This is a genomic window from Bifidobacterium pullorum DSM 20433, from assembly GCF_000771405.1.
Lineage (GTDB): Bacteria > Actinomycetota > Actinomycetes > Actinomycetales > Bifidobacteriaceae > Bifidobacterium > Bifidobacterium pullorum.
Window position 1 is genome coordinate 68,947 of record NZ_JDUI01000001.1, and the last position, 14,425, is coordinate 83,371.

The following is a 14,425-nucleotide window of genomic DNA, read 5'->3' on the forward strand; positions in this document are numbered from 1 at the left end:
GCGGTGCCATGCGGATGCCACCGGATGCGGCACGGGCTTGCCTTCGGCGATGCTCCCGGAAGGCAAGCCCGTATCGGCATCGCTCAGGCGCGCAGCTGCGCTCCGAGCTCGGCGGCCTTATCGATGATGGCCTTGCGGATGGCCTCGCTGTCCTCGGAATCAAGGGTGCGGTCGACGGCACGGAACGTGACGGCGTAGGCGAGCGACTTCATGCCGTCGCCCAACTGGTCGCCGGTGAACACGTCGAACAGTTCGATCGATTCGAGCACGTCGCCGGCCGCCTCGCGAATCGCGCGCTCCAACGCCGCGGCCGTGACCGACTGCGGCACCGTGAACGCCAGATCCTGCTTGACGGGCGGGAACGTGGAGATCGGCTTGGCCTGGATCGGCGCGTTGTCCAGTTCGGCGAACAGCGCGGTCAGATCCAGTTCGAACGCGGCCGAATGCGCGGGCAGGCCCAACGCCTCGTTGACATGCGGGTGCAGCTCGCCCACCACGCCCACCGCGGTCTGGCCGATCAGCACACGGGCCATGCGGCCGGGATGCCACTGGGCGGGCACGTCGGCGGGAGCGGGCTGGTCGAACGTCAGATCGGCGCCCAGACGCTCGGAGATGCGATGCACGGCTTCGGCGGCGTCACTCCAGTCCACGGCGCGGCGCTCGCCCAGCCAGCCGGTTTGGACCGCATCGCCGGTCAGGATGCCGGCCACGTGCAGCGGCTGATCCGGAAGGCCGGCGTCCAGCGCCGCCAACTGCTCGTCGCTCGGGCGCACACCGCCCGGCAGCGCCGGAATCGCGGGGGCGTCCGGGTTCCACAGGTAGACATGGCCCAGCTCATACAGCGACACGTTCTCCATGCCGCGGCGCAGGTTCAGGCGCACGGTCTGGGCCAGCGTCAGCAGGATGTCGCGGCGCAGGAACGGACGGTCGCCGGCCAGCGGATTGGCGATCTCCACGCTCACACGCTTGATCTCGTCCACATCGTAACCGAAGGCCTTGTAGTCCTCGTCGCCCACGAACGGGTAGGTCAGCGCCTCCACCATGCCGTATTCGGCCAGTTCGTCGGCCACCTGGCGCTTACGGCGCTGGTCGCCGGTCAGACCGACCTCGCCCTCCACCGGAGCGGGCGGCACGGTCACCGGGATCTCGTCATAGCCGACCAGACGCGCGACCTCCTCGACCAGGTCGCACGGTTCGTTGAGATCCGGCCTCCAGCTCGGCGGCATGACCGAGAACTCGCCGTTGCCGCCGCCGGCCACACCGCAGCCGATATCGGTCAGGATCTCGCTGATGCGGTTGACGTCGGTATCCAGACCGGTCACGCGCGCGACCTCGGTGGACTTGAAATGGATCGTCCGGCGGCGCGGCACGTTGTTCACGTCGGTCGGATGCTCGGAGGCCTCGCCATTGCCGTAGCGGATCAGCAGCTCGGCGGCCATCTGCGCGGCGGCCGGCTGCAGCTGCGTATCCACGCCGCGCTCGAACCGACGGGAGGCCTCGGACGGGGTCTTGTGGCGGCGGGCGGAACGCGCGATCGACACCTGGTCGAAGTGCGCGGCCTCCAGCAGGATGTTCTTGGTCTCCGCGGTCACCTCGCCATACAGGCCGCCCATCACGCCGGCCAGGCCGATGATGCGGGAACCGCGCTCACCGTTCGGCGAATCGGTGATCAGCAGATCCTCGACGCTCAGCTCGTGGTCCTTGCCGTCCAGGGTGACCAGATGCTCGCCTTCGCGGGCGCGGCGCACCACGATCGGGCCTTCGAGCTTGTCCATATCATAGGCGTGCATCGGCTGGCCCAGATCGAGCATGACGTAGTTGGTCACATCCACGGCCAGCGAGATCGAACGCACGCCGGCGCGGATCAGGCGACGGCGCATCCAGTTCGGCGTCTTGGCGGACGGATCGAAGCCGTGGATGGCGCGGGCGTAGTAGCGGTCGCAGCCGGGCACGCCGTGAATCGGGTTGTCGTCCTCGATCGACACCTCGATGTCCGTGGGAGTGCCGGGTTCCAAGCCCTCGGTGACCGGGGTCTTCCCGTCCAGCGCACTCACCGGATCAACGTAGGCGGCGCCGGTGGAATGGTGGTATTCGCGGGCCACGCCACGGTACGAGAGCGCATAGCCGCGATCCGGCGTGATGTTGATCTCCAGCAGCGGCTGGTCCAGATGCAGCAGGTGCATCGCGTCGTCGCCGGGCTTCAGGGCCTCGTATTCGGCGGGGGTGAAGCCGTACTCGCGCAGCAGGATGATGCCGTCATGGCTGTCGCCCAGACCCAGCTCGCGTTCGGAGGCGCACATGCCGTCGGAGATGTGGCCGTAGGTCTTGCGCGGTTCGATGCGGAAGTCACCGGGCAGCACGGCGCCCGGCAGCGTGACGACGACCTTCTCCCCGGCCTTCATGTTCGGGGCGCCGCACACGATGCCGCGGGGCACCTTGTTGCCGTTCTCGTCCACGTCGTTGTATTCGTCGCCGACGTCCACGTGGCACCAGTTGATGGTCTTGCCGTTCTTCTGCGGTTCCGGCGTGGCGTCCACCACATAGCCGACCACGATCGGTCCGGTCACCTGGGAGGCGTGGATCTCCTCCTCCTCCAGGCCGACCTTGACCAGGTCCTTCGCCAACTGCTCGTACGTCAGATCCTCGGGAACCTCGACATGGTCCTTGAGCCAGTCAATATCAACCATAGGCATGGGCTTTTCACTCTCCCATCACGAATTGCTTGCTGAATCGCACGTCGCCTTCGACCAGGTCGTGCATGTCATTGATGTCATGGCGCAGCAGCAGCGTACGCTCGATGCCCATGCCGAACGCGAAGCCGGTGTACACGTCCGGGTCCAGGCCGGCGGACTTCAGCACGTTCGGGTTCACCATGCCGCAGCCGCCCCACTCGAGCCAGCCGGCACCGCCCTTCTTGTCCGGGAACCACAGGTCGAGCTCGGCGCTCGGCTCGGTGAACGGGAAGTAGCTCGGGCGCAGACGGGTCCTGGCCTCCGGGCCGAACATGGCCACGGCCAGCTTGTCCAGCACGCCCTTCAGGTCGGCCATGGTCAGATGCTTGTCCACGGCGAGCGCCTCGCACTGGTGGAACACCGGGGTGTGCGTGGCGTCCAGTTCGTCGGTGCGGAACACGCGGCCCGGCGAGGCGATGTACAGCGGCACGCCGTATTCCAGCAGCGCGCGGACCTGGTCGGACGAGGTCTGCGTGCGCAGCACCATGTTCGAGCCCACGAAGCCCGCGGCGTCACGCGCCTGCGAGCCCTTGACGTAGAAGGTGTCCTGCATCTGGCGGGCCGGATGGTCGGGGCCAAAGTTCAGCGCGTCGAAGTCGAACCATTCGGTCTCCACCTCCGGGCCGGAGGAGATGCGCCAGCCCATCGAGATGAAGAAGTCCTCCCAATCCTCCATCACCTTGGCCAGCGGATGGCGCGCGCCCAACGGCTTGCGCCGGATCGGCAGGGTCATGTCCACGGTTTCGGCGGCGAGTGCGCGCGCCTCCTCCTGGGCCTTCAGCTCGGTCTCACGTGCGCCGAACGCGCGCCCGAAGTCGGCGCGCAGCCGACCCATGAGCTTGCCGGCCTCCTTCTTCTGGTCGGCGGGCAGCGCGCCGATGGCCTTGCTGGCCTGCGTCATCGCCGAATCGGCGCCCGCATACTGCGTCTTGATGGCTTTCAGTTCCTCCGTGCTGGAGGCGTTCTCTATCCTCGCGATGCCCTCGGCGACCGCATCGGTCACCGCCTGAGCATCGAACACCGCTTGTTGTGCCACGAGCTCCCTTTCCTGCGTCTTCCTACATCGTCAGCCGCGCGGCAAACCCGCAAAAGCGCGATTTACCGGCGTTTTACGACTTTACATTCTCCCAAAGCGACTCGACATAGCCATGCTCATCAGCATGACGGCGGCGCTCGTGCCCAGATTCAGCGACTCCGCCCGGCCGTAGATCGGAATCGAAACCACCGTGTCCGAACGCTCCAGCACGTCGTCCGGCAGGCCCCGAGCCTCATTGCCGAACAGCACCGCACGGTCGGCATCGCGGCCGCCGTCACCGCCCAACAGCTCGGGCAGCGGCACCGGCCGGTTCCCGGGCGTGCCGTAGACGTCGGCGGCCGTCACCGCCAGTCCACGCTCCGAGCACCACGTGAAGAATTCCTCGGTGGTCATCGTCAGCACCGGCAGGTGGAACAGCGAACCGGCCGTGGCTCGGATCACCTTCGGGTTGAACATGTCCACGCACTCGTCCACGAACACGACCGCCGCACAGCCCGCGGCATCGGCCGCACGGATCACCGTGCCCGCGTTGCCGGGGTCGCGCACCTGCCAGAAGGCCGCCACCAGTGATGGACTTCCGCCCGAACCTCCGACTCCCGGCGTTTCGGGGGCGGTGCCGGTCATCGCATCCCTTGTGGCCTGCATGTCCCCCACCGCCACGATGCCCTGCGCGTCACGGCTCATCCGTTCGATGACCCCGGCGCTGCACAGGTGCACATAGACGCCGTGGGGCAACGCCTCCGCCACGATCGGGGCCAGCAACGCCGATACCGGGATCCCCTCGCATGACTCGTCCGGCATCCGCGCGTAGCCGTGCCGGGCGAGCAACGCCATATCGGTATGCCCGGCGCCGCCCGAATCGTCGACAGCCACGTACACGTCACGCACGGCCTGCGGCACGCATCGCACGGCCTCGCGCACGGATTGCGGTCCCTCGATCACATACTGGCCGGTTCTGGCCCGGGACCGCCGGTTGGACAGATCCGCCACCCGGCGCACCCGTTCGGACTTCAGGTTATCGATGATGGTTCGCTGCATCGGCATACCCTCCACCCTACAGCCCGGCATGGCGCGGCCCGGCATCGCGCCGGGACGCGTGTCACCGACGGCGGAACGGCGTGCGGCCTTCGGCGTTGTCGGGACCGGCATACGGCATACGCATGTACAGCACCCAAGTGCCGTCCTCCTCGCCCACGGACATCACGCCGCCGAGGGATTCGATCTCCTCCCGGTGCAGACGCAGGCCGTTGCCGCCGGGCAGATCCAGGATGTCATCGATGTCGTCGCTGGTCTTCCGCTCGTCCGGAATCGGATTCATCTCCACGAGTTCGAGATGGCGTTCGCCCAAGGTGATCACCATGTTGTAGGCGTTCTCGCCGCGCACGGAATGCCGCATGATATTGGTGAACGTCTCGTCGATCATCGCCAGCATGCAGGATTGCCGTACGCTCGCATCCTTGCCCGAGAACGGTGTCGGGGCGCCGTTATGGTCGATCACGCGCACGTCGCCGTAGATACCGGACTCGGACAGCCGGCGTTCCCATACGCGCACGCGCTCGTTCAGCCGCTCCTGCGGTCCCTCATGCGCTCCGTCCGGATGCTTCTCCGCCGTCTCGGCGCTCAACTGGCGGATGACGGCATGCACGCCGTCGAGCACGCGGACAGACTGCTCGTTGATCTGACGCCAGGCCTCATGCTGTTCGGGATCGCCGCACTGACGCATCTGCCGTTGGGAGACCCGTGCGATGTTCGCCAGATCACCGGTCACCGAGTCGTGGATCATGCGCGCCACCTTCACGCGATGCATCAGGTCCTGCGCGCGTTCATCCCGTAGCCTGAGCTCCATCAGCTTGGACCGGTTGCGGTTGACCTGGCCGAAGTTCAGGATCAGCAGCAGCAGGAACGTGAGCACCGGGGCGCTGTTCAGGGCCAGATTCCAGCTGGTGTCCGGGAACCGCCACGCCTGCACATAGATGCCGACCAGCACCGGGACCGCGGCGACCAGACCCAGGCGCATGCTGGTGTCATACACCAACGTGCCCAGCGTGTACGCCATGCATAGCAGCTCGCCGGAACCGTGCAGCGGCGTCAGGCAGCAGGCCACCGAGAAGTACAGGGCCACGATCACCGAGGACGGCACGGGGAACACGCAGATCGACAGATACAGCGCGAGGAAGATCAGGGCGACGATCATGTTCGACGTGTCGCCGGATGGCATCACCAGGGTCTCGATCAGCTGCACCATCGCCAATGCGCCCACCTGCCACAGGCGTGTGGGATGCCGCAGCGGATTGATGACAATCGGCTTGGTGCCGGCCAGATGGTGGTTGTCCGGGAATTCGGGGGTCTCGTCGATCCTCAGGATATGGGCCAGCCGGTTCAGGCCTGCGAGTTGAGCCACATCGCCACCGCCTGCCATCGCGAGTTCGCGCCGAGCTTGTGCATGGCGCGCTGCCCGTGCTTCTTGACCGTCTCCGGCGTGATGTTCAGTGTCTCGGCGATCGCCTGGATGGACATGCCAGCGGCGAACGAGTCCATGACCTCGAATTCGCGGTCGGTCAACACGGCGTTGGCGGAGGTCTGGTTCTTCAGCCGCACATGCGCGGTCAGGGCGATCTCGAATCCATCGCCCCACGTCCCGCCGGAGGCGATGGTACGGATGGCGGTGACGATCTGCTGGTCATCGGACTTGCCGACGATGCCCTGCGCGCCCGCCAGCGAGGCCTTCTCGGCGTATCTGTCGATGGAGTAGGCGGTCATCGCCAGGATGCCGACCTTGCCGATGCGCGTACGGATGCGGCGGCACACCGAGATGCCGGACACGCCCTCCATCGACATGTCGGCCAGCAGCACCTTCGGACGGGTCGCGGCGGTCAGGCAGTTGGACACAGCCTGCCCGCCGTCGGACGTGGTCCAGATCACCTGCATGTCGTCGGACAATTCCTCGATGCTGGCCTTCAGACTCGGCAGTACAAATCGGTCGTTGTCCACGATGCCGACGGTGATTTCCCGATTCACTCGGATACCTCCCAATCACACTGATCCCATACGGGATTTGTCTCCTCTTATCAGCATCCTACGTGTAATCCCCCTCCCCGGATCCAAATCGGCAGGCGCCGCTCATTGCCCGAGGAAGGAGAACGACCCGGCGCAAACCGCTGTAATCAACGCAATCGCGGGGATGGCGATGCACGCGCACAGATATACCCAATCGAGGACATCCACGGTGCTGACACGCGCGTGGCTGCGCGGCCCGTCGCCGCCGAACCCGCGCGCCTCCATGGCCGTGGCCAGCGTGGTCGACCGTCTGATCGACAGCACCAGCAGCGCGAAGGTCTGCGGGAGGAACGCCTTGACCTTGTTCTCGTCGCCCAGGCCGCGCGACCTGCGCGACGCGGTCAGCGCCGCCCAGTCGTCATGCAGCACGGAGAACAGCCGCATGCCGGCCAGGCCGCCGTACACGAACCGGTCGGGCAGTCTGAGGATCTGGCTGAACGCGTCGGCCAGGTCGGTGGCGTCGATGCCGAGCACGGCGATGATGGCGGGGATGCCGATGGCCAGGATTCGTATGCCGGTGGCCACCGCCAGCTCGGCCGACCGGTCGGTGACGTGCATCAGTCCCCATTGCCACCAGGTCTCGCCGCCCTCCTTGCCATACAGCAGCACGGCAAGGGCGGAGCCCGGGGCGCCGATGAAGATCGGCCAGGTGGACCTGACGACGCGCCAGGGGGTCAGCCCGATGCACCACAGGATGATGAGCTCCAGCGCCAGCGCCACCGTGGCCGAGACCCAATCCAAGCTCAGCAGCATCGGCAGCGAGGCCAGGAACGCGCCGATCAGCCGGTACGCGGGATTGCGGGCGGCCAGGAACGGCGAGCGGCTCGACGGCTTGGGGTCCTCGACGCGCTCGTTGACCGGGCTGACGGGGATGCGGGGGTCGGACGCGCCGGACGCCGTCCACTCCCCTGTCCGGTCGGAGGGGGTGAGCTCCACCAGTCGGGCGCCGAGCGCGGTGACCAGTTCGCGGTCGTGCGTGACCACGATGATGCTCACGCCGTCGCCGCGCAGGCCGTGGATCAGGCGCACGATCTGCATCCAGGTGCGCCGGTCCTGGCCGAAGGTCGGCTCGTCGAGGATGAGCACGCGCGGCGCCGCGGCCAGGGCGGAGGCCACGGTCAGCCGCCGCTTCTCGCCGCCGGAGAGCGTGTACGGGTTCTGATGGGCGTATTGGATGAGCCGGAACCGCGTCAGCAGTTCACGCGCGCGGCGTTCCGCCTCCGCTTCACTGCATCCGGTGCGCAGAGGCCCGAGCATGACCTCCTCCAGTACGCTGCCGCGCGCGAACTGGTGCTCGGGGTTTTGGAACACGTAGGAGATGCGGGAGGCCAGCTCGGTGGACTTCCAAGCGATCGGCGCGTCGCCGTCCGCGTCCGCGGCCAGCTGGGCCGAAGCCTGCACCTGCCCGCGCACCGGTTCGAGCAGACCGGCCAGCGTCAGCGACAACGTGGATTTGCCGGCGCCGTTCGCGCCGACCAGCGCGGTGATCTGTCCGGCGGTGAAATCGAGGTCGATATGCTCGGCGATGGCCTTCCCATCGCGGCCGATGGACAGATCCCGCGCGGACAGCAGCACCTGGCCAGTACCGACGGACGGATCGTATGGCGGCTCATCGTCGGTGTGGATGCGGACGATCTCGTCCTCGGGGCGGCGGTATCGATCCGGCAGCCAGATGCCGAGTTCGGCGAAGTCGAGTCCGGGATCACGGAACACCTCGTCCGGGGTGCCGTCGGCGACGACGACCGTGCGTTTGAATCCGCCGCGGTCGACCTCCTCCTCATCGCCTTGCTGGGCGATGCGGGCGGATTGCTGTTCGTCAGTCTCCAACCCGAGCACCACCACGCGGTCGATCATGTCGATCCACGGTCCGGCGCGGTGCTCGACCAGCACCATCGTGGAATGATAGGTGTCGAGCACATCGCGTACCGCGTCCACGACCTGGGTGACGCCGTCGGGGTCGAGGTTCGCCGTGGGTTCGTCGAGCAGCAGCACACCCGGGCGCATGGCCAGCGCGCCGGCCAGGGCGAGTCGCTGCATCTGCCCGCCGGACAGGTGCAGGGTCGAACGGTGCAGCTGAACCCCTTCCAGTCCCACCGCACGCAGACCGTCGCGCACCCGCTGCCAGATCTGGTCCCGCGGCACGTTGAGGTTCTCGGGGCCGAACGCCACGTTGTCGCCGAGCCGCTGGAAGATCGCCTGCGCATCGGGGTCCTGCAGCACCAGGCCGATGCGTCCGCGCGCGCGGGTGACCGGCACGTCGTCGACCAGCACGCGGCCTTCGGTCACGCCGCCCTCCGCGTCGGTGGTCAGCATCGTGCCGTCGGCCATCATCTCGGTGCGTTCCGCGTTCTCCTCTCCCCCAAGCAGACCCGCGGCGCCTTCGAGGATCGTGGATTTGCCGATGCCCGACGCGCCGAGCAGCAGCACACGCTGTCCCGCCTCGACGGTGATGTTCAGCCCCCGTACGGCGAAATGCCGGCGCGAGGCGTGACGGTACCCCCAGTTCTCGAAGCGCAGCACCGCGTTGTCGGCATGCGTTGCGTCATGATTCGCCGGCGTGGGGTCGGTTCCCTGTCGCGCGGTGTCGATGCTCAGCTGTTCGTCCACGATTCCCCTTGATGGTCCTCAGCCGCATAGGCGGCGGTTCATACGACGTTGACGGCGCGGGCGTTGCGGCCCGCGCCATGCGTCAGGTTCAGCGGCCGCGCACCTCACGACCGGAGGCGAACTTGTCTAGCGCACCGGTTTTGGCGAGCGCGATGTACAGGTACCACATGAGCACGCCGGCGAACACGATGCCGGAGATCACCGTGGTGAGGACGTAGACCACGCCGTAGGTCTGGAACACGTCGATGGCCTGCAGGTTGGTCAGGAAGGAGTATCCCCAGCAGGCGACGCCGGAGAGGGCGCCGGACAGGATCGTCACCGGCAGGTTCCACTTGCGGTAGGCGAAGATCAGGAAGGCGATCTCGGCGAACAGGCCCTGCACCAGGGCGATCAGGAAGGTTTCGACGCCGCCCCACATGTTGCCCATCAGCGCTTCGAGCACGCCGGCCACAACCTCGGCGTAGACGGCGGCGCCCGGCTTGCGGACGATGATCGCGGCCAGCGGTCCGGCGAACAGCCACAGGCCGTTGAACACGCCGGCCAGGCCGGGGATGATCGCCTCCAGCGCGCTCCACGGCGCGGCGGTGGCGATGGCGACGACCCAGTAGATCAGGGCGCTGGCCACGCCGATCACCGAGGCGACGGCGATATCGACGACACGCCATTTCAGGACGGCTTTGGATTCGGTAATAGCAGAAGACATGCGATGTGCCTTTCTCTCCCGCGCGCCGACTTTCGGCGCTGCGTCAAGGCACGGGAAAAGAGCGACGTCCGTGCGCCGGCATTACCCGGTATACGTTCAATCGGTCGAGGTAGCCCTCATCTCAGCCTCGCCGTTCCTGCGGATGCGGGAACCGGCGGCGAAGCCCCCGTGTCGGTTTCCGACCCTACCGCATCCCCTGTCCAAAACCGTGGCACGAAACAGTGTGGCGCGGTACGGTACAGAATCCGGCCAATGGAAAAGGTTCCGTACCACCAGTATGCGGTACGGAACCCATCTAACCCCAAATGGTTGATTCCGTACCGTACCATGGCACGGAATCAACCATCAATTCCTTGGAATCAAGCCATTCCTATCGGGCCTGAATCGCCGTGGTACGGTACGGAATCCTTCCAGTGGATATATTTCGCTTCCATACCACGCCCACGCCCCTCTCCGCTCAGCGGGCGAGCTTGTCGAGCAGCAGCGCCTCGGTGACGATGTTCTTCTTCAGACTCGGCATCGAGATCGACTCGTTCGGGCTGTGCGCGTTGGCCTTCGGATCCTCCGGGCCGGTGACCAGCACCTGGGCTTCGGGGAAGATGCGCTGCAGATCCGGGATGAACGGGATCGAGCCGCCTTCGCCCTTGTTGACCGGGGCGACGCCGAAGGCCTCCTCCATGGCTGCCAGCGCGTCCTTGGTGGCCTCCGCGTTCGGATCCATGGCCCAGCCCATGCCGTTCTCGCCGGGGGTCACGGTCACCTCGCAGCCGAACGGCGCGTGCGCCACCAGGAAGTCGGCCAGCGCCTGCTGCGCCTGTTCGGGGCGCTGGTTCGGCGCGGTGCGCAGCGAGAGACGAAACGTGGTCTCATGGCTGATCACATTGAACGAACCCTCGACCGGCTGGGCGTCGAAGCCGATGACGGTCACGCTCGGCTTGGTCCACAGGCGGGAGGCGAGCGAGCCGGTGCCGGCCAGACGGTAGCCGGGCAGGATGCCGGCGTCACGGCGCACGTCGGCTTCGTCCAGATCGCGCTGCAGGCCACCGATCGGCTCCTCGGCGGCGACGCCCGGCACCTGCATCTCGCCGTTGGCGTCGTACATCGAGGCGATGAGCATGGCGGCGAGCGTGTTCGCATCCAGGATCGGGCCGCCGTACTGGCCGGAGTGCACCGGGTGCTCGAGCACGCGCACATGCACGTCGAGCGTGGTGTTGCCGCGCAGCGACGTGGTCAGCGAGGGGATGTCGGCGGACCAGTTGCCGGAGTCGGCCACGATGATCACGTCGGCGTCGAATTCGTCGCGGTGCGCCTCGATGAACGGGATGAAGCTGGGCGAGCCCATCTCCTCCTCGCCTTCGATGAACACCTTGATATTGACCTTGAGTTCGTCGCCGAGCGCCTTCAACGCACCGGAATGGATGGCGATGCCGCCGCAGTCGTCGGCCGAGCCACGGCCGAACAGGCGGTCGCCGACCTGCGTGGCCACGAACGGCTCGGTCTGCCACACGCTCGGGTCCGGAACCGGCTGCACGTCATGGTGCGCATACAGCAGTACGGTCGGGGCGTCCGGGTCCACGATGCGCGAGCCGATGACCTCCCAGGCACCGGGGGTGCCGTCGGCGTTGTGCGCCTGGGCCACCTTGGCGTCGATGCCGACAAGGCGCAGCTCCTCGGCCACGAATTCGGCGGAACGGCGCATCTGCTCGCCGGTGATGCCTTCGGCGGAGATCGACTTCAACGCGATCTTGCGCTCGATCAGTTCAACGATGCGCGGCCAGTCCTCCTCAACGCGGGACCGGATCTCATCCACGTTCACGGATGCCATGTTTCTCCTTTATATCTGGGGTTCCTGGTCTTCCAGGGCGTAGTCCTCCGCCCGCCCCGGCCCTCCGCGTGCGCCGCTGCCGGCGAAGTGCCGACGAATGGCCGGAATCGAGCGTCTAGACGTCACCGTAACCTGCAAGCATGACATGGAACCCGTTTAAGAAGCAGGACGAGGCACAGGTGCCCGTCGAGGAATCCGCCAAGGCCGCCAGGCCCGAACCCACCGCCGGCAAGGGGCATGCCACCCCGAAGCGCAAGGACGCCCAGGAACAGAACCTGCGCCCGCTGGTGCCCAAGGACCGCAAGGCCAGCGCCAAGGCCGCCAAGGCGCGCCAGCGCGAGAAGGAGAACGCCGAGTACGAGGCCATGCGCACCGGCGACATCAACCATATGCCCAAGGCCGAGCGTCTGCCGTGGCGCGTGTACATCCGCGACTATGTGGACGCCCGCTTCAACCTCGGCGAGTTCTTCATCCCGGTGGCGTTCGGCATCCTCATCCTCTCGATGGTCGTGTCCTTCTTCTGGCCGGTTCTGTCGCTGCCGCTGATGCTGCTGCTGTACGTGTACCTGTTCGCCGCGATCATCGACGTGGTGGTCATGTGGCGCAAGCTCAAGAAGAAGCTCATCGAGAAGTTCGGCGAGAAGTCGGTGGCCAAGGGCATGCGTTCCGGCTCCTATGCGTGGAGCCGCGCCATTCAGCTGCGCCGTTGGCGTCTGCCGAAGCCCAAGTACCCCAAGCGCGGTCACTGGCCCGAGTGACGGGGAACCCAGATCTCGCCCAAATCTCACGGGCCGCCGCACGATCGCACCGCCTGCCGGTCGCGTTCGTGCGGCGGCCTTCGTCGTATCCGGGGGCGGTGTCCGCGACGGTTTCCGCAACCGTTTCTACAATGGGACACGGCACTTCATTGGTTCACTATGCTTAGGAGGCATCGATGCCGCAGACATTCGATATCGTCGTCATTGGGGCGGGTCCCGGCGGGTACGCGACGGCGCTGCGTGCGGCGGAGCTGGGGTTGTCGGTCGCACTGGTGGAACGCGACGCCACGCTCGGCGGCACCTGTCTGAACCGCGGATGCATCCCCTCCAAGGCGCTGCTGACCGCCGCGCACACGATGCATACGGCAAAGTGGGCGTCGACCGCCGGCCTGCAGTTGCAGGTGACCGGATTCGATTTCGGCGCATTGCGCGACTACCGGATGCGCGCCGTGGACACGATGGTCAAAGGTCTGGCCGGACTGGTGGCGCACCGCGGCATCATCGTGTTCCGGGGCGAAGCCGCGCTCGCCGACGCGCATCAGGTCGTCGTCGCCCCCTCCCCCGGCTGCGGGGCCGTGCTGCGGTACGCCAAGGCGGAGGTGGCGGAACCCGTAGGGGATTCGCTGCGACTGGACGCGGCGAACGTGGTACTGGCAACTGGCTCGCGTCCGCGTGCATTGCCGGGCGAACCGTTCCGCGGGGCGCTGATCGACTCCACGCAGGCGTTGGAGCAGGACACGTTCCCGGACAGCGCGATCATCATCGGATCGGGGGCGATCGCCGTGGAATTCGCCTCCCTGTGGAGCCAGACCGGCTGCGAGGTCACGCTGCTGATCCGCAAGGACCGTGTGCTCTCCGGCTGGGACCGCCGCACCGCCACGACGCTGACGCGCGAGCTCAAACGGTCCGGCGTGAACGTGGTGACCCGCAGCCATGTGACGGCGGTGGAGACCGGCGTGAACCTCGGTGCCACCGTACGGTATACACGTGAGGGCGAGGACGGCGAGCAGCAGGCATATGCGCAGATTGTGCTGGCGGCCGTGGGGCGTGACCCGGTCACCGATTTCGACTGGATGGACGATGCCGGGATAGATCGGGATGGCCGAGGTTTCGTCGTCACCGACGCGATGGGACGGACCTCGGCGCCGGGTGTGTGGGCGGTCGGCGATATCACGCCCGGGCATGCGCTGGCGCACCGCGCGTTCGAGCAGGGCATCGTCGTGGCGGAGGCGATCGCCGGATGCGATCCCCGACCGGTGGACGAGACCACGGTGCCGCAGATCGTGTTCTCGCTGCCCGAGGCGGCGAGCGTCGGCTTGACCGCGGATCAGGCGCGATCCCGCGCCGATCTGGTCGATGTGCGCGAGACGCCGTATCCGATGATGGGCAATGCGCGCATGATGATGAGCGGGGCCGCGGGGTCGTTGTCCGTGGTCACCGGCGCGGCCGCCGACCGGCCGGACGTCGAGCTGGTGCTCGGCGTGCACATGGTGGCGCCGGTCGCCAGCGACCTGATCGCCGAGGCGCAGCAGCTGGTCGGCAATCATGTGCCGCTCGCGCAGGCCGCGCGGCTCATCCATCCGCATCCGACATTCGCCGAGACCATGGGCGAGGCGCTGCTGAAGGCGGATGACCGTCCGTTGCACACACGGTAGGCCGGCGATGTCGCCGTACTGCTAGACTAAGGGTCTAGTGTGTCCGTACAAC

10 protein-coding genes are annotated in these 14,425 nt (G+C 66.9%); 2 read left to right on the plus strand and 8 right to left on the minus strand.

What is annotated here, in order from left to right; genetic code table 11:
* Nucleotides 1–83 precede the first annotated feature (83 nt).
* The 8 genes from pheT to OU11_RS00370 all read right to left on the minus strand — a co-directional run bounded on the left by pheT (nt 84) and on the right by OU11_RS00370 (nt 11,960).
* Nucleotides 84–2,693, minus strand: a complete 2,610-nt coding sequence (gene pheT, locus OU11_RS00335) for a phenylalanine--tRNA ligase subunit beta (RefSeq protein ID WP_033513866.1) — start codon at nt 2,691–2,693, stop codon at nt 84–86.
* Nucleotides 2,694–2,700: 7 nt separating this feature from the next.
* A complete protein-coding gene (pheS, locus tag OU11_RS00340; protein WP_033513867.1) occupies nt 2,701–3,768 on the minus strand; it encodes a phenylalanine--tRNA ligase subunit alpha in 1,068 nt (355 codons plus the stop codon).
* Nucleotides 3,769–3,849: 81 nt separating this feature from the next.
* Nucleotides 3,850–4,812: a TrmH family RNA methyltransferase gene (locus tag OU11_RS00345; RefSeq protein ID WP_033514017.1), complete on the minus strand. Its 963-nt coding sequence runs from the start codon at nt 4,810–4,812 to the stop codon at nt 3,850–3,852.
* 55 nt (nt 4,813–4,867) lie between these two features.
* Nucleotides 4,868–6,169 carry a sensor histidine kinase gene (locus tag OU11_RS00350; protein ID WP_033513868.1) on the minus strand — a complete coding sequence of 434 codons (1,302 nt, stop codon included), beginning with the start codon at nt 6,167–6,169 and terminating at the stop codon, nt 4,868–4,870.
* Nucleotides 6,148–6,786, minus strand: a complete 639-nt coding sequence (locus OU11_RS00355) for a response regulator transcription factor (protein WP_052122500.1) — start codon at nt 6,784–6,786, stop codon at nt 6,148–6,150. Before OU11_RS00355 ends, OU11_RS00350 begins: the two co-directional genes overlap by 22 nt.
* A gap of 102 nt (nt 6,787–6,888) precedes the next feature.
* Entirely contained in the window at nt 6,889–9,345 is a 2,457-nt protein-coding gene (locus OU11_RS00360) for an ATP-binding cassette domain-containing protein (protein ID WP_052122529.1), read from the minus strand.
* Nucleotides 9,346–9,520: 175 nt separating this feature from the next.
* A complete protein-coding gene (locus tag OU11_RS00365; protein ID WP_033505859.1) occupies nt 9,521–10,135 on the minus strand; it encodes an ECF transporter S component in 615 nt (204 codons plus the stop codon).
* A 457-nt stretch (nt 10,136–10,592) separates the two neighbouring features.
* Nucleotides 10,593–11,960 carry a dipeptidase gene (locus OU11_RS00370; RefSeq protein WP_033513871.1) on the minus strand — a complete coding sequence of 456 codons (1,368 nt, stop codon included), beginning with the start codon at nt 11,958–11,960 and terminating at the stop codon, nt 10,593–10,595.
* 140 nt (nt 11,961–12,100) lie between these two features.
* Here OU11_RS00370 and OU11_RS00375 point away from each other — a divergent pair, with 140 nt between their 5' ends.
* Complete coding sequence (locus tag OU11_RS00375; protein ID WP_033513872.1) at nt 12,101–12,718, plus strand: DUF3043 domain-containing protein; 618 nt, start codon at nt 12,101–12,103, stop codon at nt 12,716–12,718.
* A 176-nt stretch (nt 12,719–12,894) separates the two neighbouring features.
* Nucleotides 12,895–14,373, plus strand: coding sequence for an FAD-dependent oxidoreductase (locus tag OU11_RS00380; RefSeq protein ID WP_033513873.1), 1,479 nt, complete (start codon nt 12,895–12,897; stop codon nt 14,371–14,373).
* Nucleotides 14,374–14,425 lie beyond the last annotated feature (52 nt).

What these genes read in the sequence shown, in the direction of transcription:
- pheT (WP_033513866.1), bottom strand. Translation starts at nt 2,693, where the DNA reads ATGCCTATGGTTGATATTGACTGGCTCAAGGACCATGTCGAGGTTCCC.
- OU11_RS00345 (WP_033514017.1), bottom strand. Translation starts at nt 4,812, where the DNA reads ATGCCGATGCAGCGAACCATCATCGATAACCTGAAGTCCGAACGGGTG.
- OU11_RS00365 (WP_033505859.1), bottom strand. Translation starts at nt 10,135, where the DNA reads ATGTCTTCTGCTATTACCGAATCCAAAGCCGTCCTGAAATGGCGTGTC.
- OU11_RS00370 (WP_033513871.1), bottom strand. Translation starts at nt 11,960, where the DNA reads ATGGCATCCGTGAACGTGGATGAGATCCGGTCCCGCGTTGAGGAGGAC.
- OU11_RS00375 (WP_033513872.1), top strand. Translation starts at nt 12,101, where the DNA reads ATGACATGGAACCCGTTTAAGAAGCAGGACGAGGCACAGGTGCCCGTC.
- OU11_RS00380 (WP_033513873.1), top strand. Translation starts at nt 12,895, where the DNA reads ATGCCGCAGACATTCGATATCGTCGTCATTGGGGCGGGTCCCGGCGGG.